The following is a 21469-nucleotide window of genomic DNA, read 5'->3' as shown; positions in this document are numbered from 1 at the left end:
TGGATCGTTTGCCGATCAGTAGCGGCGGAGGCAGCGGCCGGCGCGCCAGGAATAGCCGGGCGGGCAGACGCGCGGCGCGACCACGCGGGGCGGAACGACGACGACCGGCGGGCGGCGGTACATCGGACGGCAGCGGCCCATCGGACCGCGCGCCCAGCCCGGACCGCAGCCTTGCGCAACCTGGATCACATCCGCGCTGCCGCTGGAATTCAACGGCGCGACCGGCATGGCATTTGCGGCGCTCGCGCTGGCAAGCGCGGCAGCAAAAGCGGCGGCTGCGAAAATCATCTTCATCGGATCTTCCCTCGATTCGGCCGCAACAGCGGCTGCTGAAAGTTCGCACGCAAGGTTGAGTGCGTACGTTCGCCCCGAGCGTCGCATATCCGATTCATTGTAAACACGGCATAAATACAAGCTGCGATCGTTTCCTTCGCAGGTGCAAAACGGAGAGAGCAGCGGACGCTTTCGCATCCACTGCTCTCGGGCATGTCGTTTTCAGTGACGAACTGCGACGCTTTACTGCGCCCGCGAAGGCGCGGCGCCGGTTGTCACGCCGGGCTGCGTTTTGGTCGTCCCGGGGGATTGTTTGGACTGCGCTTCCTGCGCAGCCGGGCTCAACGGCGTATCGGGAACGGTGGTCGCGACCGGAGCGGTCTTAGGATCCACGGACGACGCGTTCATGCTGTAAAACACCGCACCGAATCCAAGCGCGATGAGGGCCGCAACCGCGATGATGGCCCCGGTGATCATCGGGGCTCTGCGCTGATGCGGCTCACCGGCGATCTCCGGCTCGAACCGCGCCGAATCACGATGATCCTGCGGACTGTCGGAGCGATAGGGATAGTCCGTCGAACTGCCCTGCGAATTTCCTTGCGCCATGCAGCACCTCCTTGCTCCCAATTTAATCCTTCGCCGCTTTATCCGTTCCCCGATCGGTTCCGAGGAACGCGCTGCGATAGACGCGACATGATCGTGCTCCGACCGCGATCTTGGCGCACGAAACAACAAGCGCAGAGGCCGCTGAGGAACGAAAGCTGCAAACCTGCAGGGCTGGGCGGCGTCGCGGATTTTTGTGGTGCGTCAGCGACATAAACCGGCATAGACTGATTCCAAAGACCGCAGCAGCGGCAACGGTTGCGCGGTCGAAACGCTCTATGAGGGCCGTATGGGAATCGACCAGGGACCGATCAGTCTCGATCAGAAATACACGCTGCATTCGGGCCACATCTTTCTCACCGGCATTCAGGCGCTGGTGCGATTGCCGATGGCGCAGGTCCGACGCGATCGCGCCGCGGGCCTCAACACCGCAGGCTTCGTCACCGGTTATCGCGGCTCGCCGCTCGGCGGTTACGATCAGCAGCTGATTTCGGCGCGGCGGCATCTCGAAGAGTACAACGTCAAATTCCAGCCCGGCGTGAACGAGGACCTCGCGGCCACCGCGATCTGGGGCACGCAGCAGCTCAATCTGTCGCCCGGCGCCCAGTACGACGGCATCACCGGCATTTGGTATGGCAAGGGCCCCGGCGTCGATCGCTGCGGCGACGTCTTCCGCCACGGCAATGCCGCCGGCTCGGCGAAGAATGGCGGCGTGCTGTGCCTCGCCGGCGACGATCACGGCGCCAAGTCGTCGACGGTGCCGCACCAATCGGACCACGCCTTCATCGCGGCGCTTATGCCGTATCTCTATCCCTCGTCGATCCACGAGATCATCGAGATGGGGCTGCTCGGCATCGCGATGTCGCGCTACTCCGGCTGTTGGGTCGGCATGAAGGTGATCACCGAGACGGTGGAGACCACCGCCGAGATCAACCTCGCCGACGAGATGACGCCGTTCGTCATCCCGAGCGATTTCGAGATACCGCCCGGCGGCCTCAATCTGCGCTGGCCGGACGATCGCTACGATCAGGACCGCCGGCTGCAGGACTACAAGGGCTTTGCGGCGATCGCCTTTGCCCGCGCCAATAAGGTCAACCGCGTCACCATGGATTCGCCGAACGCGCGGTTCGGCATCATGGCGTCGGGCAAGAGCTACGAGGACGTACGCCAGGCGCTGCGCGAACTCGGCATTGACGAGCAGGTTGCGGCGCGGATAGGGCTGCGGCTGTACAAGATCGGCATGCCGTGGCCGCTCGAGCCGGAAGGCGTGCGCGAATTCGCGCGCGGGCTCGAAGAGATCTTCGTGATCGAAGAGCGCCGCGAGATCGTCGAGAACCAGGTCAAGCAGCATCTGTTCGGGATGCGCGAACGTCCGCGCGTGATCGGCAAGATGGACGAGCACGATCATCGGCTGCTGCCGTTCGCCCAGGAGCTGAGCGTCGCCAAGGTCGCGACCTCGGTGGTGGACCGGCTGCTGGCGATGGAGATCGATCCGACCATCGCCGAGATGCTGCGCGCCAAGGCGGACTGGTTTCACGGCCGCGACGCCTCGCAAGTCCAGAACGTCGTGCCGCTGGTCCGCACACCGTATTTCTGCTCGGGCTGCCCGCACAACACCTCGACCAAGGTGCCCGAAGGCAGCCGCGCGCTGGCCGGCATCGGCTGTCACTTCATGTCGTTGTGGATGGACCGCAACACCGAGACCTTCACCCACATGGGCGGCGAGGGCGTGCCGTGGGTCGGCATCGCGCCGTTCACCAACGAGAAGCACATCTTCGCGAATCTCGGTGACGGCACGTACTTCCATTCCGGCTCGTTGGCGATCCGGCAGTCGATCGCCTCCAAGGCGAATATCACCTACAAGATCCTCTACAACGACGCGGTGGCGATGACCGGCGGTCAGCGTCACGACGGCGACCTGTCGCCGCAGCAGATCACCTATCAGCTTCACGCCGAAGGCATACGCGACATCTATCTGGTGTCGGAGACCCCCGACGCGTATCCGGCGGACAGCATCGCGCCGGGCACACGGACGCGGCATCGCGACGAACTCGACGCGGTGATGAAGGAATGCCGCGACATCGCGGGCGCTTCGGCGATCGTTTTCGTGCAGACCTGCGCGGCCGAGAAGCGGCGGCGCCGCAAGCGTGGCACGCTGGAGGATCCGGCGCGCCGCGTGATGATCAATGCGGCGGTGTGCGAGGGCTGCGGCGATTGCTCGGTGCAGTCGAACTGCATCTCGGTGGAGCCGCTGGAGACCGAGCTCGGCCGCAAGCGCACCATCAACCAGTCGAGCTGTAACAAGGACTATTCGTGCCTCAAGGGCTTCTGTCCGTCCTTCGTCACCATCGACGGCGGCAAGCTGCGCAAGCGCGCGCCGGTCGATCTCGGCGCGCTCGGCGATCTGCCTGAGCCGGCTGCGCGGCCGGGGCTCGACAAGCCTTACAACATCGCGGTCGGCGGCGTCGGCGGCACCGGTGTGCTGACCATCGGCGCGCTGCTCGGCATGGCGGCGCATATCGAGGGTAAGGCTTCGATGATTCTCGACATGTCAGGCCTCGCGCAGAAGGGCGGCGCGGTGCTGAGCCACGTCCGGCTGTCGAACAAGCCTGAGGAGGTGACCTGTTCGCGGATCGTCACCGGCTCGGCCGACGTGCTGATCGTGGCCGACGAAGTGATGGCGATTTCGAAGGAGACGATCTCGCTGTGCGAGTCGGCGCGCACCCACGGCGTCGTCAACACGCATCTGATCCCGATTTCGGACTTCATCCGCAATCGCGATTTCGATTTTCAGACCCGCAAGGTCAACAGCGTGCTGACGGCCGCGCTCACCAAGGACTCGTCGTTCCTGGACTTCACCAAGGCGGCCGAGACGTTGCTGGGCGACGCGATCGCCACCAACATGATGATGATGGGCTTCGCCTATCAGCGCGGTCTGCTGCCGCTCTCCGCGACAGCGATCGAGCAGGCGATCGAACTGAACGGCGTGTCGATCAAGATGAACACGCAGGCGTTCCGGCTCGGCCGTCTCGCCGCCGCCGATCCCGAGCGGCTCGCTTCGTTGCTGCAGGGCGCCGACGGCGCGGCGGCGCCGAAGACCCAGGGCGAGATGTCGCTGGACGAGATCATCGCTCACCGCGCCGCGATGCTCACGGACTATCAGGGCAAGCGGCTGGCGCGGCGCTACGGCGATCTCGTCGCCAAGGTCCGCGCTGCTGCCGATGCCGGTGGCTACGACGAGGCGCTGCCGCGCGCGGTGGCGATCAACTACGCCAAGCTACTCGCCTACAAGGACGAGTACGAAGTGGCGCGCCTACTGACGCAGCCGGCGTTCGAGCAGCAGATCCGCGACCAGTTCGAAGGCGACTACAAGGTCAGCTTCAACCTGGCGCCGCCGATCCTGCCCGGCGTCGACGTCACCGGACGGCCGAAGAAACGGCAGTTCGGGGAGGGCATGCGTCCTGTGTTCCGGACGCTCGCGGCGCTGCGTTTCGTCCGCGGCACGCCGATCGATGTGTTCGGCTATCACCCCGAGCGCAAGCTCGAGCGACAGCTGATCGCCGACTATGAGGCCGACGTTGCCAACGTGCTGCAGCATCTGTCGCCGGCCACGGTACAGACCGCGATCGACCTGCTGTCGATGCCGGACCTGATCCGCGGTTACGGCCCGGTGAAGCAGAAGTCGGTGGACGACACCGCGCCGCGCACTGCCGAACTGCGCGCCAACCTCCGCGACCCGCAACCAGCGCCGCCGCGGCAGATGGCGGCGGAGTAGTCCCGCTCGCACCTCTCCACGTCATTGCGAGGAGCGTAGCGACGAAGCGATCCAGAACGCCGTGCTCGGCGCTTCTGGACTGCTTCGCTGCGCTCGCAATCACGAGTGATGGTCCAGCATTCCATTTCACGGGAATTTGCCTTTTCGGCGAACACGCTTGCCAAGGTCGTCCGGAGCGGTCAGAAAAACCATCTGAATTAAACGCCAGCGGAGAACTGCGTTGACCATAAGAGGCAAGGCCTACATTGCCGGAATCTACGAACATCCCACGCGCCACGCGCCCGACAAATCCATCGCCCAGCTCCATGCCGAAGTCGCCAAGGGCGCGATCGAAGACGCCGGCCTGACCAAGGACGATATCGACGGCTATTTCTGTGCCGGCGATGCGCCGGGCGGCGTGATGGCGATGGTCGACTACCTTGGCCTCAAGGTCCGCCATTTCGATTCCACCGACACCGGCGGCTGTTCCTATCTGGTGCATCTCGGCCATGCGGCCGAGGCGATCGCCGCGGGCCGTTGCTCGGTGGCGCTGATTACGCTCGCCGGCAAGCCGCGCACCGGCGCGCTGCCGCCGCGTCCGGTCGGGGCCGAGGGTGATTTCGAGCTGGCCTACGGCGCCACCACGCACAATGTCTATGCGATGTGCGCCGCGCGCCATATGCACGAATACGGCACCACGTCGGAACAGCTCGCCTGGATCAAGGTCGCGGCGTCGCATCACGCGCAGTACAACGAGCATGCGATGCTGCGCGACGTGGTCACCGTCGAGGACGTGCTGAGTTCGCCTTTGATCGCCGATCCGTTGCATCGGCTCGACTGCTGCGTCGTCACCGATGGCGGCGGCGCACTGATCGTCACCACCGAGGAAATCGCCCGCAGCCTGAAGCGGCCGTTGGTGCGGATGATCGGGGCGGGCGAGTCGATCAAGGGTCCGCGCGGCGGCAAGGATCTCGACCTGACCTATTCGGCGGGCGTGTGGTCCGGCCCGGCGGCGTTCGAGATGGCCGGCGTCACGCCGAAGGACATCAAGTACGCGTCGATCTACGACAGCTTCACCATCACGGTGCTGATGCAGCTGGAAGACCTCGGCTTCTGCAAGAAGGGCGAGGGCGGCAAGTTCGTCGCCGACGGCAACCTGATCTCCGGCGTCGGCAAGCTGCCGTTCAACACCGACGGCGGCGGGCTGTGCAGCAACCATCCGGTCAATCGCGGCGGCATGACCAAGCTGCTCGAAGCAGTGCGCCAGCTCCGCGGCGAGGCGCACCCCAAGGTTCAGGTACCGAACTGCGATCTGGCCCTGGCTCACGGCACCGGCGGCATGCTCGGCATCCGCCACGGGGCATCGACCTGCATTCTGGAGCGCGTGTAATGAACAGCCCCGTGAAATATCCCGCGCCTCAGGGCAATCCGGAAACCAAGCCGTTCTGGGATGCGGCGAGCGAAGGCAAGCTGCTGATCAAGCGCTGCACCTCCTGCGGCGAGGCGCACTACTTCCCGCGCGCGCTGTGTCCGTTCTGCTTCTCGGACCAGACGGTCTGGGAAGAGAGCAAGGGGGAGGGCGAGATCTACAGCTTCAGCCTGATGCGCAAGTCGGCGACCGGTCCTTATGCGATCGGCTACGTCACGCTGAAGGAAGGCCCGTCGGTGCTGACCAACTTCGTCGATTGTGATTTCTCGGCGCTGAAGATCGGCACCAAGGTCAAGGTGGTGTTCAAGCCCAGCGACGGCGGCGCGCCGCTGCCGTTCTATACGCCGGTCTGATAACGACCGCGCTCACCACGTCATTGCGAGGAGCGAAGCGACGAAGCAATCCAGCCACGGTGCTTGGCATTCTGGATTGCTTCGCTGCGCTCGCAATGACGATGTGAGCCGTCGTATCGTCGAAGAAAAGAACAAGGGAGAAGCCGATGTCGGCCCGCTATGACGAACTGATGGCGCTGAAGAGCGTCGGCCAGAAGTACACCTACGCCGATCGCGACGTGATGCTTTACGCCTACGGCATCGGCATGGGGGCCGATCCGATGGACGAGAAGGAACTCGCCTTCGTCAACGAGGCGACCTACACCGAGCGGCCGCTGAAGGTGGTGCCGACCTTCGCGTCGGTGGCGGCGTGGGGCGCCGGACCGGGCGAGATGAACCTCAACCGTTTGCTGGTGGTCGACGGCGAGCGCGACATCACCTTCCATCGGCCGATGCCGGTGGCGGCGAACATCACCGCCGATTCCAGCGTGGTGCAGGTTTACGACAAGGGCAAGGACAAGGGCGTGGTGATCCGTCACCAGACCGTGCTGCGCGACGAAACGGGTGCGGACCTTGCGACGCTGCTGGCCTCGCGTTTCGCCCGCGGCGATGGCGGCTTCGGCGGCCCGGCGCTGGAGCAGCCCGAGCCGCACAAGATGCCGAGCCGCGCGCCGGATCGCAGCATCGACATTTCGACGAGGCCCGACCAGGCGCTGATCTATCGGCTGTGCGGCGACCGCAATCCGCTACATTCCGATCCGGAATTCGCCAAGAAGGCCGGCTTCCCGCGGCCGATTCTGCACGGCATGTGCACCTACGGCATCACTTGTCGCGGCGTGCTGCAGACCTATGCGGACTACGACGCGTCCGCGTTCAGGCAGCACGCGGTGCGGTTCTCGTCGCCGGTGTACCCGGGTGAAACCGTCACCATGGATCTGTGGAAGGACGGCGACGTGATCTCATTCGAGGCCAAGGTGAAGACACGTGACGTCACCGTGATCAAGAGCGGCCGGACTGTGCTCGGCTGAGGTAGATCCACGCTGGAGGACGGCAGACTCGGGCGGTTCGGGGTGATATCGGTGGTCGCGCTCTCTGAAGAAAGGCCGAGTCCATGAAGCTGACCCCCGACGCCGCCGGCACGTTCGCCATCGCACCGACCCCGTTCCACGACGACGGCCGGATCGACGATGCCTCGATCGACCGGCTGACCGACTTCTATGCCGAGGTCGGCTGCGACGGCATGACGGTGCTCGGGATTCTCGGCGAGGCGCCGAAGCTCGACGCCGTCGAAGCGCAGGCGGTGGCGACTCGCTTCGTCAAGCGCGCCAAGTCCATGCAGGTGATCGTCGGTGTCTCGGCGCCGGGATTCGCCACGATGCGGGCGCTGGCACGGGCGTCGATGGAGGCCGGCGCCGCTGGCGTGATGATCGCGCCGCCGCCGAGCCTGCGTACCGACGAGCAGATCACCGGCTATTTCCGGCAGGCCGTCGAGGCGATCGGCGACGACATCCCGTGGTGTCTGCAGGACTATCCGCTGACGTTGTCGGTGGTGATGACGCCGAACGTGATCCGTCAGATCGTGATGGACAATCCGTCCTGCGTGATGCTGAAGCACGAAGACTGGCCGGGGCTGGAGAAGATCACCAAGCTGCGCGCCTTCCAGAAAGACGGCTCGCTGCGGCCGTTGTCGATCCTGACGGGCAATGGCGGGCTGTTCCTCGACTTCGAGATGGAACGCGGCGCCGATGGCGCGATGACCGGCTACTGCTTCCCGGACATGCTGGTCGACGTCGTCAAGCTGTCGAAAGCCGGCCAGCGCGATCTCGCGCATAATCTGTTCGACGCGCATCTGCCGCTGATCCGCTACGAGCAGCAGCAGGGCGTCGGCCTCGCGGTCCGCAAATACGTGCTGAAGAAGCGCGGCATCATCGCCTCGTCGGCGCAGCGCAAGCCGGGCTCGGTTCTGACCGACACGGCGCGCGAGGAAGTGGACTATCTGCTGTCACGGCTCGCGCGGATCGACGAGCGTGCGGACCTCGAACAACGCGCCAAAGCTGCGGAGTAGTCGAATGTCGAACGAAGCCTCGGTCGCACGTCCTGCCTCCACCATCCTGTTGCTGCGGGATCGCGCCGACGGCTTCGACGTCTTCATGATGGTCCGGCACTATCAGATCGAGTTCGCCTCGGGCGCGCTGGTGTTCCCCGGCGGCAGCGTCGATGCCGGCGATCGCGACATCATCGACAAGCCCGAGCTCTACGCATGCGGCGCCCAAGGCGAGGGGCCGTCGCTCGATTTCCAGATTGCGGCGATCCGCGAGACGTTCGAGGAGAGCGGCATCCTGCTGGCGCGGCCGCGCGGTAGCGACCAGCTCGTCGCGGCATCGCGTGCGAGCGAGATCGAAGCCGCGCATCGCACCGCGCTGTGCGAGGGCAAGATCTCGTTCGCCGAGATTCTCGCGACCAACCAGCTCGTACTCGCGCTCGACCTGCTGGTGCCCTATGCGCACTGGATCACGCCGGAGAAGTTGCCAAAGCGGTTCGATACGTGGTTCTTCCTCGCCGAGGCACCGCCCGAGCAACTCGGCATGCACGACGGCAAGGAATCGACTGATTCGATCTGGCTGTCGCCGCGCGAGGCGCTCGAAGGCGGGGAGAGTGGCCGTTTCACGCTGCCGTTCCCGACCACGCGCAACCTGATCCGACTCGGCAAGCAGCCGAGCGTCGGCGATGCACTGGCGTTCTCGCGTGGGCAGACAGTCATGACGGTGATGCCGATCATGGGCCGTGACGGCGACAAGCGCACGCTGCGCATCCCCGCCGAAGCGGGCTACGACGGCGAAGTCTTCGAGTTCAACGGCAATTAGCGCGGTTTCGGCAGCCGCTCCGCGCTTGCCCCGTCCAGTTCTGATTGTGGAGTCGTGACGGCTCAACTACGCGCGTGGCGTTGCAGCGAGAATGTGTTGCGCTGCGGCAGTGATATCAAAATAGATGATCGTGCCCGTCTCGTCAGTTGACGGGTTTTAGAACGCGCGCAACACTCTCGTCAGGCCCGTCAGAGGCCATAGGGAGTGAACGCATGAAACGACCTGCCGATCGGGCGCGGGCAGCGCACCGATTCTTCATCACGCATTCGTCCGCACAAATGTTTCGGAAGGACTTGAAGGTCGGCGCCGCCGTGCTTGCGGCTGCGCTGCTGGCTCATGGCGCAGCCTTCGCTCAGGGCGCGAAAGGCTCGGCCGATCACATCCGCAGCGTCACCGGCGCGATCGACAGCGCGGCGATCGTTGCCAACGCCAAGACGACCAACGATTGGCCGAGCTATGGCCTCGACTACGCTGAAACCCGTTTCAGCAAGCTCAATCAGATCAACACCGATAACGTAAAACAGCTCGGCCTGAAGTGGAGCTACAGCCTGCAGTCGGAGCGCGGCGTCGAAGCGACGCCGGTGGTGGTCGACGGCATCATGTACGTCACCGCCTCGTGGAGCGTCGTGCATGCGATCGACACCCGCACCGGCAAGAAGCTCTGGACGTTCGACCCCGGCGTTAAACGCGAGAACGGCTATCGTGGCTGCTGCGACGTCGTCAATCGCGGCGTGGCGCTGTACAAGGGCAAGGTGTTCGTCGGCGCTTATGACGGTCGGCTGATCGCGCTCGATGCCGCGACCGGTGCGAAGGTCTGGGAGAAGGACACGCTGGTCGACCACGAACATTCCTACACCATCACCGGCGCGCCCCGCGTGTTCAACGGCAAGGTGGTGATCGGCAATGGCGGCGCCGAATACGGCGCGCGCGGCTACGTCACCGCCTACGACGCCGAGACCGGCAATCAGGCCTGGCGCTGGTTCACGGTGCCCGGCGATCCGTCCAAGCCGTTCGAAGACGAGGCGATGGAGAAGGCCGCCAAGACGTGGGATCCGGCCGGCAAATGGTGGGTCAACGGCGGTGGCGGCACCACCTGGGACACCATCACCTTCGATCCCGAACTCAACATGGTGTATATCGGCACCGGCAACGGCTCGCCCTGGAATCGCCATCTGCGCAGCCCGGCCGGCGGCGACAATCTCTATCTCGCGTCGCTGGTCGCGCTGAATGCCGACACCGGCAAATACATCTGGCACTATCAGGAAACGCCCGGCGACAATTGGGACTACACGTCCACCCAGCCGATGATCCTGGCCGACCTCACCATCGAAGGCCAGCCGCGCAAGGTGATCCTGCATGCGCCGAAGAACGGCTTCTTCTTCGTGGTCGATCGCACCAACGGCAAGTTCATCTCGGCGAAGAACTTCGTCGATGTGACCTGGGCGACCGGCTACGACGCCGATGGGCGACCGATCGAGAATCCGGAGGCGCGTTCGGCGGATAAACCGTTCGACGCCATCCCGGGACCGTATGGCGCGCACAACTGGCACCCGATGTCGTTCAATCCGCAGACCGGACTGGTGTATCTGCCGGCGCAGGGCGTGCCGGTGAACCTGACCGGCGAGAAGGCGCTCAACCAGAACAAGATGGAGCCGTTCAAGTTCGGGAGCACCACGGGCTGGAATGTCGGCTTCTCGCTGAACGCGACGCCGCCGAAGAACCTGCCGTTCGGTCGTCTGGTCGCGTGGGATCCGGTGCAGCAGAAGGAGGCCTGGCGCGCCGAGTACGTCTCGCCGTGGAACGGCGGCACGTTGACTACCGCGGGCAACCTGGTGTTTCAGGGAACGGCTGATGGGCGCTTCGTCGCCTATAATGCCAAGACCGGCGAGAAGCTCTGGGAAAGCCCGCTCGGCACCGGCGCGGTCGCGGCGCCGGCGACCTACACGGTCGATGGCGTGCAATACGTCTCGATCGCGGTGGGCTGGGGCGGTGTGTTCGGCATCAGCGCCCGTGCGACGGAGACCGAGGCGCCCGGCACGGTCTACACCTTCGCGGTCGGCGGCAACGCGCCGATGCCGGCCTTCACCAAGTATCAGATGGGCAACCTGCTGACCGGCGTCGAATACGATCCCAAGGACGTGCCGGAGGGCACCGCGATTTACGTCGCGGCCTGTGCCACCTGCCACGGCGTTCCGGGTGTCGACCGGGGCGGCAACGTCAAGAACCTCGGCTACAGCACGACGGACAAGATCGCCAACCTCAAACAGATCGTGTTCAAGGGGCCGTTCCGTGAGAAGGGCATGCCGGACTTCACCGGCAAGCTCACCGACGCCGACGTGGTCAAGATCCAGGCCTTCATCCAAGGCACGGCCGACGCCATTCGGCCGAAAAAATAGCCGCACCCGCGGCACCTGTTCCTCCCGCCGCGCCATCGGCGGGAGGACTTGCACGCTTCCAGCAGGGACGGCCCTCGACATCTGTTCGGACGGCGGCGCGCGCCGACGTTGTAGCCGGCCGTCCGGCGCTGTACCCTTTGCGGCGACTTTATGAGATAGTCGCCCGACGGGAGCAGCGGTTTCGACATCATGCCAAACGCCATGTCAGCGTTCATCCAGAGCGTGAGGTCGCGCACGCTCTCGATCCGGCAGATGACGTTTGGCAGCTTCCTGCTGTTGCTGACGATCATCGCGATGACCAGCGTCGGCAGCGTCATTGCTATCCGCCACATCGACAACACCTTCGGCGAGTTGCAGCGGCTGCAGAGCGTCGGCGATCTCGCCGAGGAAATCGAGCGCCGGATGAGCGAGCTTCGCTTCGCGGCACGGCAGGTGGTGAGCGAGCCGAGCGCACAGCCAGCCGGCAAGGTGTTCGAAGCGGCCTCGGCGCTGACCGCGCTGTTGAAGAAGACCCGGCTCGAGATCGATGCCGACCAGCAGGAAATGATCGACGGCGTCACCGCACGGCTCGCCAATTATCGCGACGGTCTGGAGCGAATCACGGCCCTGATGCCGCGCCGCGCCGAAATGGTGGCCAGCGTGCCGCCGCTCCGCGATGCGTTCGAGGCGGTCGTCACGGGCCTGCAGGATCGCGGCCTCGCGGCGGCGCTGCACAGCGAGCACAGCAAGATCGCCGCGGCGTTGTTGGCGCGGGATCTGCCCGGAGCCAGCGAAGCGGCGCAGCGGATGCGCGCGATCCCGATCGCCGATGCCGCCGCGGCGACGGCCGTGCGTGACTATGCCGACGTGATCATCTCCACCACCGCCGTGGAGCAGGAGATCGCGATGCTCGATCGCACCGTGCTCGGCAGCGAGGGACGGCTGATCGCACGAGTTACCGAGCTGCTGCGCGATGTGAGCGCTCGGCGGGGGCGGGTGTTGTCGAAGGATCTCGCCAGGACGCTCGCCGAGGACAAATGGCAGAGCATCGTGCTCGGCTCGGCCGGGGTACTGGTCGGCCTGATGGCGGCGGCCTTTGTGGTGCGCCGAACCGTGGGGCCGCTGACGGCGATCACCGCCGCGATCCGTTCGCTCGCCGCCGGTCGTCAGTACACGGCGATCCCCGCGACCGATCTCAAGAATGAAATCGGCGACATCGCTCGCGCCGCCGAAGTGTTTCGCCGGACTCTTGTCGAAGCCGACACCGCCCGCGAGGCGGCGGTTCGGGCGCTGGCCGAGCAGCGCCTTGCCGAGGAGAGCTATCGCAAGCTTTTCGAAGGGTCGATCGACGGCATCTACGTGACCACGCCGGAGGGCGCTCTGCTCAATGCCAATCCGGCACTGGCGCGGATGATGGGCTACGAAACTCCGGAAGAGCTGATGCGGGGCGCCGCTGATATCGCCGGGGACATCTATGTCGATCCGAACAAGCGTGTCGAATATCGCGAGCAGATGGAACGCGACGGCATGGTGCGCGAATTTGAGTACCAGGCCCGCAAGCGCAACGGCGAGGTGCTGTGGCTGTCGGACAGCGCCAGCGCGATCCGCGACGAGACCGGCACGGTGGTGCGCTACGAGGGGGCGGTGCGCGACATCACCGACCAGAAGCGCGCCGAAACTGCGGTCGCCGAGGGGCGGCGCCTGCTGCAGCAGGTGATCGACACGGTGCCGGCGGTGATCAACGTCAAGGACACCGAGCTGCGCTATCTGCTGATGAACCGCTACATGGCGACGATCTTCGGCGTCGATCCGAAAGACGCGATCGGCCGTACCACTGCCGACCTGATGTCGCGCTATGGTTCGCACAAGACCGACGCCAACGACAAGAAGGTGCTCGCGACGGGCGAGGGGCTGGGGTTCTATGAGGAAGAGTATCGCGACGTGAGCGGCGCGATGCGGCAGTGGCTGGTCAATAAGATGCCGCTGAAGGATGCCGAGGGGCGCATCGAACGGATCGTGACGGTGGCGCTCGACATCGGCGAGCGCAAGCGCGGCGAACTCGAGATGCGGCAGGCCAAGGACGCCGCCGAAGCCGCGTTGCGCAATCTGCGCGAGACCCAGCAATCGCTGATCGAGGCCGAAAAGCTGGCCGCCCTCGGGCGCCTGGTCGCGGGCGTCGCGCACGAGGTGAACAATCCGGTCGGCATCAGCCTGACGGTGGCGTCGGCGCTCGACCGCAAGGCCGCCGTGTTCACGACCGAAGTCGAGCGCGGCGAGCTGAAGCGGTCGCGGCTCAATGAGTTTCTCGCCGGCACCCGGGATGCATCGGCGCAACTCGTCGCCAATCTCAATCGCGCGGCCGAGCTGATCCAGTCGTTCAAGCAGGTCGCCGCCGACCGCAACTACTCGGATCAGCGGATCTTCGATCTCGGCGATCTGACCGAGCAGGTCGTGATGAGTTTGCGGCCGGGGCTGCGCAAGCAGAACCTGACGCTGAACGTGCAATGCGAGCCGGGCCTGGCGATGAACTCCTATCCCGGACCGTACGGGCAGGTGCTCACCAACCTGTTTCTGAATTCGGTCGCGCACGCGTTTCCCGATGGTCGTCCCGGCACCGTCGAGATCGTGGTGCGCGCCGCGGGTCCGAACGCCGTCGAAATTCTGTATTCGGACGACGGCTGCGGCATGAGCCTCGACGTGCGGCGGCGGGCGTTCGATCCGTTCTTCACGACGCGGCGCGATCAGGGCGGCACCGGCCTTGGCCTGCACATCGTCTACAGCATCGTCACCAATCGCCTCGGCGGCCGGCTCGAGCTGGTGTCCGAGCCCGGCAATGGGACGCGGATCCAGATGATCCTGCCGCGGGCGGCGCCGCGCGAGGTCGACGACGCACCCGTCGCGAGTGCGCGCGCCTGAACGCGCCTCGGCGGCCTGCCGCCTGCACAAATCTCCGGCAATGGCAGGGTTCTTGCTTCGTGGTTCTCCATGCCTCAGTCCAAGAGCCGGAGCCGACGATGCAGTCCGCGTTCGCACCCCAGCCCCATCGCACGGTCGAATCCTTTCAGAGCGGCGTCAGGCAGGTCTGCGGCACCTATACGGTACGGACCGCGCGGGCTGGACAAGGCGGCGAGTTTCCGTTCGCGGCCCGGACGGGCCTGCTGCGCGGCGAAGCGGGCGCGGAGCTCGCCTATGTGCGCCTCGCCGGTGTCGAGGTGGAGCGTACGGCGGCTCAGATCCGCGCCGACTTTGTCGATCACTTCGTGCTGACGATGCAATGCTCCGGCTCGGCCGAGATGACTCAGGGCGGCGCGACCGCGCTGCTGCGGCCGCGCGACATCTTCGTCAGCGACGCGACGCGGCCGAGCCGCTTCAGCTTTGCCGGAGACGACGCCGAGCAGATCTCGCTGCATATCGCGCGCAGCGAGGGGATGGGCCGATTGGGCAAGCTGCTCGACGGACCGACCCTGATCCGGAGCGACAGCGGCTTTGCGGTGGCGTTGAAGGTCCTGATGCTGCGCCTGGCGCGGCAGATCGCCGATGCCGGGACTACGCACGCTTCGGACGCGGGCGGCAGCAACGGCCGGATCGAGGACGACGCGTCCACGCATCTGCACGAGGCGCTGTTCGCTGTGCTCGCAAGCGCACTGCTTGAAGCCAGGACCAGCGGCTACGCCTCGCGCGACACCCATGATCGGCTGTACGAAGAGGCGCTGTGCATTATTCATCGGCACGCGAGCGATCCGGCGTTCGGAGCCGGCGAGATCTGCCGCGAGCTCGGGATCAGCCCACGGCAGTTGCAGCGCAGCTTCGCCCGTCACGGCGACAGCGCGCGCGAGCAGATTCTGACGACGCGGCTGGAACGGGCGCGCCGGCGGATCCTGAATGATCAGGCGCTGACCGTCAGCGAGATCGCCTACAGCTCCGGCTTCAACGATCTGTCGTTCTTCTACCGCGCCTATCGTCGGCATTTCGGCGCGGCGCCGGGCGAACGGCGTTGATCGCTGTCGCCACTCGGCAGCTCTGACGCGCGCGCGTCGCTTCGGTCCCAAAGGTCGGTCGCTTCGGTCGATGTCTCGGGCGGCGCGGTGGTCCTAACTTCTCCGGCGCACCGAACCGGAGAAGGGGAGCCATGAACCAGCAGATCCAGCAAAGCGCGCTCGACGGGCCGCTGTTTCCGATGATGATTGGCGGCCAAGCCGTGGTGACCGGCAGCAGTTTCGCCGTGTTGAATCCGGCCAGCGGCGAAATCGTCGGCTACGCGCCGGAGGCCGAGCCGTCCGACCTCGATGCCGCCGTCGCCGCGGCCGCGGACGCGTTCAAGAGCTGGTCGTCCGCCGACGACTCCGTCCGCGCCGCAGCGTGTCTGGCGATCGCCGACCGCATCGAGGCACATGCCGAGGAGTTGGCGCGGCTCATCACGCTGGAGCAGGGCAAACCGCTCGCCGGCATCGGCTCGATGTTCGAAGTGCAGGGCGCCGTGGGCTGGAGCCGCTACACCTCGACGCTGTCGCTGGCGCCCGAAGTGCTGGCGTCGGGCGAGGGCGGGCATGTCGAGAAGGTGCGCAAGCCGCTCGGCGTCGTCGGCTCGATCACCCCGTGGAATTGGCCGATGCTGATTGCGGTCTGGCACATCCTGCCGGCGATCCGCTCCGGCTGCACCGTGGTGTCGAAACCGTCGCCGTTCACGCCGCTGTCGACGCTGCGGCTGGTCGCGCTGATGAACGAGGTGCTGCCGCCGGGTGTCGTCAATATCGTCACCGGCAGCGACGGCGCCGGCAATCTCGGCGCGGCGATGTCGGCGCACGCCGGCATCCGCAAGATCGTCTTCACCGGATCGACGGCGACCGGCCAGCACATCATGCGCTCCGCCGCCGACACGCTGAAGCGGTTGACGCTCGAACTCGGCGGCAACGACGCCGGCCTCGTGCTGAACGATGTCGATCCGCAGGCGATCGCCGAAGGCTTGTTCTGGGGCGCCTTCATCAACGCCGGCCAGACCTGCGCGGCACTGAAGCGGCTGTATGTCCACGCCGACGTCTACGACGCCGTCTGCGAGGCGCTGACCGCCTATGTGGCCAATGTTCGGGTCGGCAACGGCCTCGACGAAGCAACGATGCTCGGGCCGATCTCCAACAAGATGCAGTTCGACAAGGTGGTCGCACTGGTCGAGAGCGCCAAGACCAAGGGGCGCGTGCTGATCGGCGGCACGCCCGGCGAAGGCCTGTTCTTCCCGCCGACGCTGATCGCGGATCTCGAGAACGGCGATCCGCTGGTCGATCAGGAACAGTTCGGCCCGGTGCTGCCGATCATCAAATTCACCGATGTCGAGGAGGCGATCGCCGCCGCCAACGCCAATCCTGCAGGTCTCGGCGGATCGGTCTGGTCGGCCGATCCGCAGAAGGCGCGCGCTGTGGCGGCGCGGCTCGAATGCGGCACGGCCTGGATCAATCAGCACGGCATGATCCGTCCCGACGCGCCGTTCGGCGGCACCAAGATGTCCGGCCTCGGCGTCGAGTTCGCCCAGGACGGGCTGCACGAATACACCGATCTCCAGATCGTCATCTCCTGAGGGCAGCGTCATGACCGACAAGATGAACCGTCGCCAATTCATCGGCCGCACCGCCGTCGCGGCCGGCGTTCTCACCGTCACCGGTGGACTTCCCGGCGCGTCGATCAACACCGCCGAGGCGCTCGACGCGAGCTACGACTACATCATTTGCGGCGCCGGCAGCGCCGGCTGCGTGCTTGCCAATCGCCTGACCGAAAACGGCGCGCGCGTGCTGCTGATCGAGGCGGGCGGGCCGGACGACAGCGAGAAGATCTCGACGCCGATCCGCGTCATCGAATTGTGGAATTCGCCCTACGACTGGGCGTATTGGACGACGCCGCAGAAGCACGCCAACAACCGCCGCCTGTACTGGCCGCGCGGCAAGACGCTCGGCGGGTCGTCGTCGCTCAACGGCATGATCTATGTGCGCGGCGCGCCGACCGATTACGATCGCTGGGCGAAGTGGGGCAACGACGGCTGGGACTGGAAGAGCGTTCTGCCGTATTTCCTCAAGTCCGAGGATTATGACGGCGAACCGTCGGAGTATCACGCCAAGGGCGGGCTGCTGCATGTGACGTCGGAAGTACGGCCGCATCCGGTCAACGTCGCGATGATGGAAGCCGCCGTGCAGGCCGGCCATCCGTACAACCCCGATTGCAATGGGCCGAGCCAGATCGGCGTCGGCTTCTGCGATCTCAACACCCGCGACGGCCTGCGCCAGTCCACCGCCGTGGCATTCCTGCGGCCGGCGCTGGAACGACCCAATCTGACGCTCATCACCAATGCGCGGGTCCACAAGGTCGAGATCGAAAACGGCCGCGCGACGGGCGTCACCTATATGCAGCAGGGCGGTATGCACACGGTCACCGCGACCCGCGAAGTGATCGTCTCAGGCGGCGCGATCGAGAGCCCGCGCATTCTGATGCTGTCCGGCATCGGTCCGCGCGCGCAGCTCGAGAAGCTCGGGATCACCGTGAAGAAGGACCTGCCGGGCGTCGGCCAGAACCTGCACGACCACACGCTGCTGCCGGTGACGTGGGAAGCCTCCAAGCCGGTTCCGCCGCCCAACAACATGGGCGTGACGCCGCTCCACGTCCAGCTGTTCGCCAAGACGTCGCCGGATCGGCCCGAGCCGGATATGCAGCCGCTCGGCCTGTTCGCGCCGTACTACGCGCCGGAGCAGGACGCCTCGGTGAAGAACGCCTTCACCTTCAACGCTGGCGGCGTCAAGCCGACCTCGCGCGGCGAAGTCCGGCTGACCTCCGCTGATCCGGCGGCGGATATCGAACTCGACATCAACGTGCTGGCCACCGACTACGACGTCGCCACGCTGGTGACCTGCGTGAAGATGCTGCGCAAGGTCGCGGAGCAGCCGGCGTTGAAGGCCTGGATCAAGCGCGAGATCTATCCGGGACCCGCCGCCAAGAGCGACAAGCAGCTCGCCGATTACGCCCGCTCGGCGGTGATGTCGTATCACCACCAGTGCGGCACCTGCAAAATGGGCACCGACAAGATGGCGGTGGTCGATCCGCATCTGCGGGTTCACGGCGTCGCCGGGCTGCGCGTGGTCGATGCCTCGATCATTCCGGAAGTCACGACCGGCAACACCAATGCGCCGACCATCATGATCGCCGAGAAGGCCTCCGACATGATCAAGGCCGCGCTCGGCTGACCGCGCGCAGGGAAGGGCCAGTTCGTGCGATCGGAATCGCACGAACAGCGGCCGCATCGGCTGCCGTCGCCGGACGCCGTCAATCGGCCGGCGCGAGCCAGCGCAGGGTCGCCTTGAACAGCTGGCTCGACTTGCCGACCAGCGCGGTGCCTTGCATCGTCGCGGACGTGTCGGTCCAGGTGCCGGACACGCCGATGCCGACTGGTTCCTTCTGGCCGCCGAACAGCGGACTTTCGTCCGGGCTCGGCGTGTGCTGGCTGACGGTGACTTCGCCCTTGAAGGTGCTTCCGGACGTTACATAGCTGCCGGTGTAGTACAGATAGGCGTCGCCGCCCAAAATCCTGCCGTTCAGGAACACCGCCACGCCACTGCCTTTGCCGGAACGGCCGTCCAGCAGATCGGCGTGGATCGAATACAGGCCGTTCCTCATCGCGTCTCCCACGCCACCGCCCGGATCGGCAGCATCCAGCAGTTGTGAAATTATGCCAAAGCTCGTTCGCAGCCGTCAACGCGGCAGGAGCGCGCGAAGCCTTTGCTGCGCCGCGGCCGGGGCGAGCACGCCGCGCGATCGCGGTGATCAGTCGCGATGACGGGGCGCAACGGTTCGATTCGGGCGCATTGGAGTCAGCACGAACGCCCGCGTTCCGCTTCGCGGATGTGCTTGGATTAGCCGCGTCGCTGATCAGCGGAAGGCGAAAAATTTCGCGTGCGATTATCAGTTCGCGATGTTGCTGAAATAGCTGAGTGCGGCCTGTGTTGCGAGGGGCGGACCCGCACGCGCGTCGACGACAGGACGATACCAAGATCGTCACGTCGCGGCGATACAGCGCAAGCGGTTTGAATTACCGTCCCCCTGGACAATCCGAAGCGCGGAGGGAGCGTCGGCAATTGACCAGCCGGGTGCGATCGTCGAAGTTCGGTGATCGTGCAAGGCGTGCGCAGGGAGGGCATCCACGTTGAGCCTGGCAACGCATCTGGTCGTGATCGATCCGCAGAACGACTTCATGGACATCCGGGCGGGCGAGGGGGATCCGGTCGGCCTTGCGCTGCCGGACGGCACGCGCTTCCGCTCGACGCTGCCGGTGCCCGGGGCGCTGGCCGACATGGCGCGGGTCGCCGCGATGATCGAGCGGCTCGGCGGTCGGCTCGGCCGCATCCACGTCACGCTGGATTCCCACCGCGTCATCGACGTCGCCCATCCGGCGTTCTGGCGCGATGCCGCCGGGGCGGCGCCGCCGCCGTTCACGCTGATCACCCATGGCGACGTCGACTCCGGCGCGTGGTCGCCGCGCCGGCCGGAGTGGCGGCCGCGGATGCTCGACTACACCGCCGAGCTGGAGCGCGCCGGCAAGTTCGTGCTGATGGTGTGGCCGGAGCACTGCCTGGTCGGGAGCTGGGGCCACAACGTCGCCGACACCCTGCGGGGAGCGCTGGCGGCCTGGGAGCGCGCGCACGGCGTTCCGACCGACTTCGTCGCCAAGGGCCTCAACACCTTCACCGAACACTACGGGGCGCTGCTCGCCGAAGTGCCAGACCCGGCCGATCCGGCCACGCAGCTCAACCGCGGCCTGGTCGCGGCGCTGCAGCAGGCCGACATCATCGCCGTTGCGGGCGAGGCGTCGTCGCACTGCGTCGCCGCCACCGTGCGCCAGCTGGTCGACCACATCGGCGAGCCGCATGTGTCCAAGATCCACCTGCTGACCGACTGCATGTCGCCGGTGCCGCCGTCGCCGGGCTCGCCGGATTTCCCGGCGATCGCCGAGCAGTTCCTCGCCGACATGGCCGCGCGCGGACTCGTGCTGACGACTTCGGAGGCGTTTCTGAGCTGAAAGCTGCGAGCCGGCCGACTTAGGGGCGGGCAGATGGCGCGCTCGGAAGGATTCGAACCTCCGACCCTCGGAATCGAAATCCGATGCTCTATCCAGCTGAGCTACGAGCGCCTGGGCTGTCCGCGGCCGCGCTGCGGTGGGACAACGGGCCGATTACAGCATTTCCGCGGGGATTTACAGGGGGGCGGCCGGAATTGCCCAGGTTTCGGCGCCCATGTTTTCGCCGGAATGCGATGCTTAACGATTTCCAAACATTGTGAAGCCAGAGTGTGGGCCAGACGGTGCCGGGCCGCCGTCGTCCTGTCCTTCGACATCCCGATTGCCGATTGTCCATGCGAAGATTGCTTCCGTCGCTGCTGCTCCCCCTGGTGCTGATGGTGTCGCCGGCGCATGCCGATCTGCGTATCACCCGCGACCACGGCGGCTACGTCACCGAGTACAAGGCCAAATACGAGCGCATCCGTGACCGCCGCGAGCGCGTGATCATCGACGGCATCTGCAATTCGGCCTGCACCATGGTGTTCGGCATCGTGCCGCTGAACAAGATCTGCGTCACCCCGCGCGCCAGCCTCGGCTTCCATCTCGCCTATTACGACAAGGCCTTCACCTTCGGCATCAAGGTCAACAGCTCCGAGGGCACCGACGAGCTGATGAGCTATTATCCGCAGCCGGTGAAGGACTGGATCCGCCGCAACGGCGGCCTCACCAACGAGATGAAGAAGATCAAGAACGGCGCCGAGCTGTGGAAGATCGTCGATCCGTGTCCCGAGGATTTTTGATCGCGCATAGC

General features: G+C 65.8%; 16 protein-coding genes and 1 tRNA gene. 13 read left to right on the top strand and 4 right to left on the bottom strand.

Annotated features, from left to right (window positions below; all coding sequences use genetic code 11):
* Nucleotides 1-15: 15 nt before the first annotated feature.
* Entirely contained in the window at nt 16-294 is a 279-nt protein-coding gene (locus ACFFJ6_RS23590) for a GCG_CRPN prefix-to-repeats domain-containing protein (protein ID WP_378392535.1), read from the bottom strand.
* Nucleotides 295-516: 222 nt separating this feature from the next.
* Nucleotides 517-750 carry a hypothetical protein gene (locus tag ACFFJ6_RS23585; RefSeq protein WP_378392534.1) on the bottom strand — a complete coding sequence of 78 codons (234 nt, stop codon included), beginning with the start codon at nt 748-750 and terminating at the stop codon, nt 517-519.
* Between the two features lie 415 nt (nt 751-1165).
* Here ACFFJ6_RS23585 and ACFFJ6_RS23580 point away from each other — a divergent pair, with 415 nt between their 5' ends.
* The 11 genes from ACFFJ6_RS23580 (at nt 1166) to ACFFJ6_RS23530 (ending at nt 18850) form a co-directional block, all read left to right on the top strand.
* Nucleotides 1166-4651 (top strand): indolepyruvate ferredoxin oxidoreductase family protein, encoded by a 3486-nt coding sequence (locus tag ACFFJ6_RS23580; protein ID WP_378392533.1) that lies wholly within the window; start codon nt 1166-1168, stop codon nt 4649-4651.
* 220 nt (nt 4652-4871) lie between these two features.
* Entirely contained in the window at nt 4872-6020 is a 1149-nt protein-coding gene (locus ACFFJ6_RS23575) for a thiolase family protein (RefSeq protein ID WP_378392531.1), read from the top strand.
* Nucleotides 6020-6412 (top strand): Zn-ribbon domain-containing OB-fold protein, encoded by a 393-nt coding sequence (locus ACFFJ6_RS23570; RefSeq protein WP_378392529.1) that lies wholly within the window; start codon nt 6020-6022, stop codon nt 6410-6412. The genes ACFFJ6_RS23575 and ACFFJ6_RS23570 overlap by 1 nt, the downstream gene beginning before the upstream one ends.
* 146 nt (nt 6413-6558) lie before the next feature.
* The gene (locus ACFFJ6_RS23565; RefSeq protein WP_378392527.1) at nt 6559-7419 is read left to right on the top strand and encodes a MaoC family dehydratase; all 861 of its coding nucleotides are present in this window, start codon (nt 6559-6561) and stop codon (nt 7417-7419) included.
* 83 nt (nt 7420-7502) lie between these two features.
* The gene (locus ACFFJ6_RS23560) at nt 7503-8456 is read left to right on the top strand and encodes a dihydrodipicolinate synthase family protein (RefSeq protein WP_378392525.1); all 954 of its coding nucleotides are present in this window, start codon (nt 7503-7505) and stop codon (nt 8454-8456) included.
* Nucleotides 8457-8460: 4 nt separating this feature from the next.
* Nucleotides 8461-9255 carry an NUDIX hydrolase gene (locus ACFFJ6_RS23555; protein ID WP_378392523.1) on the top strand — a complete coding sequence of 265 codons (795 nt, stop codon included), beginning with the start codon at nt 8461-8463 and terminating at the stop codon, nt 9253-9255.
* Between the two features lie 212 nt (nt 9256-9467).
* Nucleotides 9468-11651, top strand: coding sequence for a PQQ-dependent dehydrogenase, methanol/ethanol family (locus ACFFJ6_RS23550; RefSeq protein WP_378392521.1), 2184 nt, complete (start codon nt 9468-9470; stop codon nt 11649-11651).
* Between the two features lie 189 nt (nt 11652-11840).
* On the top strand, nt 11841-14546 hold the full coding sequence (locus ACFFJ6_RS23545) for a PAS domain S-box protein (protein ID WP_378392519.1): 2706 nt from the start codon (nt 11841-11843) through the stop codon (nt 14544-14546).
* A 98-nt stretch (nt 14547-14644) separates the two neighbouring features.
* The gene (locus tag ACFFJ6_RS23540; protein ID WP_378392517.1) at nt 14645-15628 is read left to right on the top strand and encodes a helix-turn-helix domain-containing protein; all 984 of its coding nucleotides are present in this window, start codon (nt 14645-14647) and stop codon (nt 15626-15628) included.
* 131 nt (nt 15629-15759) lie between these two features.
* A complete protein-coding gene (locus ACFFJ6_RS23535; protein ID WP_378392515.1) occupies nt 15760-17199 on the top strand; it encodes an aldehyde dehydrogenase family protein in 1440 nt (479 codons plus the stop codon).
* A 10-nt stretch (nt 17200-17209) separates the two neighbouring features.
* Nucleotides 17210-18850 (top strand): GMC family oxidoreductase, encoded by a 1641-nt coding sequence (locus ACFFJ6_RS23530; protein WP_378392513.1) that lies wholly within the window; start codon nt 17210-17212, stop codon nt 18848-18850.
* A gap of 79 nt (nt 18851-18929) precedes the next feature.
* Here ACFFJ6_RS23530 and ACFFJ6_RS23525 read toward each other — a convergent pair whose 3' ends face one another.
* Entirely contained in the window at nt 18930-19280 is a 351-nt protein-coding gene (locus tag ACFFJ6_RS23525) for a GrlR family regulatory protein (protein WP_054164854.1), read from the bottom strand.
* A 526-nt stretch (nt 19281-19806) separates the two neighbouring features.
* On the opposite strand from ACFFJ6_RS23525, the gene ACFFJ6_RS23520 reads away from it, so the two are divergent.
* On the top strand, nt 19807-20679 hold the full coding sequence (locus ACFFJ6_RS23520; protein ID WP_378392511.1) for a cysteine hydrolase family protein: 873 nt from the start codon (nt 19807-19809) through the stop codon (nt 20677-20679).
* A gap of 34 nt (nt 20680-20713) precedes the next feature.
* Here the strand turns inward: ACFFJ6_RS23520 and ACFFJ6_RS23515 are convergent.
* Nucleotides 20714-20790: transfer RNA gene (locus tag ACFFJ6_RS23515), tRNA-Arg, on the bottom strand.
* Between the two features lie 221 nt (nt 20791-21011).
* Between ACFFJ6_RS23515 and ACFFJ6_RS23510 the strand changes: the two genes are divergently transcribed.
* On the top strand, nt 21012-21458 hold the full coding sequence (locus ACFFJ6_RS23510) for a hypothetical protein (protein WP_378392509.1): 447 nt from the start codon (nt 21012-21014) through the stop codon (nt 21456-21458).
* Nucleotides 21459-21469 lie beyond the last annotated feature (11 nt).

It is taken from the genome of Rhodopseudomonas telluris, assembly GCF_042432815.1.
Classification (GTDB): Bacteria; Pseudomonadota; Alphaproteobacteria; order Rhizobiales; family Xanthobacteraceae; genus Rhodopseudomonas; species Rhodopseudomonas telluris.
This window is presented reverse-complemented; position numbering and strand designations above follow the sequence as displayed.

Bases quoted from the DNA above. Each gene is read 5' to 3' on its own strand.
- ACFFJ6_RS23525 (WP_054164854.1), bottom strand. From the start codon at position 19,280: ATGAGGAACGGCCTGTATTCGATCCACGCCGATCTGCTGGACGGCCGT.
- ACFFJ6_RS23545 (WP_378392519.1), top strand. From the start codon at position 11,841: ATGCCAAACGCCATGTCAGCGTTCATCCAGAGCGTGAGGTCGCGCACG.
- ACFFJ6_RS23510 (WP_378392509.1), top strand. From the start codon at position 21,012: ATGCGAAGATTGCTTCCGTCGCTGCTGCTCCCCCTGGTGCTGATGGTG.
- ACFFJ6_RS23570 (WP_378392529.1), top strand. From the start codon at position 6,020: ATGAACAGCCCCGTGAAATATCCCGCGCCTCAGGGCAATCCGGAAACC.
- ACFFJ6_RS23540 (WP_378392517.1), top strand. From the start codon at position 14,645: ATGCAGTCCGCGTTCGCACCCCAGCCCCATCGCACGGTCGAATCCTTT.
- ACFFJ6_RS23535 (WP_378392515.1), top strand. From the start codon at position 15,760: ATGAACCAGCAGATCCAGCAAAGCGCGCTCGACGGGCCGCTGTTTCCG.
- ACFFJ6_RS23585 (WP_378392534.1), bottom strand. From the start codon at position 750: ATGATCACCGGGGCCATCATCGCGGTTGCGGCCCTCATCGCGCTTGGA.
- ACFFJ6_RS23550 (WP_378392521.1), top strand. From the start codon at position 9,468: ATGAAACGACCTGCCGATCGGGCGCGGGCAGCGCACCGATTCTTCATC.
- ACFFJ6_RS23565 (WP_378392527.1), top strand. From the start codon at position 6,559: ATGTCGGCCCGCTATGACGAACTGATGGCGCTGAAGAGCGTCGGCCAG.
- ACFFJ6_RS23580 (WP_378392533.1), top strand. From the start codon at position 1,166: ATGGGAATCGACCAGGGACCGATCAGTCTCGATCAGAAATACACGCTG.
- ACFFJ6_RS23555 (WP_378392523.1), top strand. From the start codon at position 8,461: ATGTCGAACGAAGCCTCGGTCGCACGTCCTGCCTCCACCATCCTGTTG.
- ACFFJ6_RS23590 (WP_378392535.1), bottom strand. From the start codon at position 294: ATGAAGATGATTTTCGCAGCCGCCGCTTTTGCTGCCGCGCTTGCCAGC.
- ACFFJ6_RS23560 (WP_378392525.1), top strand. From the start codon at position 7,503: ATGAAGCTGACCCCCGACGCCGCCGGCACGTTCGCCATCGCACCGACC.
- ACFFJ6_RS23530 (WP_378392513.1), top strand. From the start codon at position 17,210: ATGACCGACAAGATGAACCGTCGCCAATTCATCGGCCGCACCGCCGTC.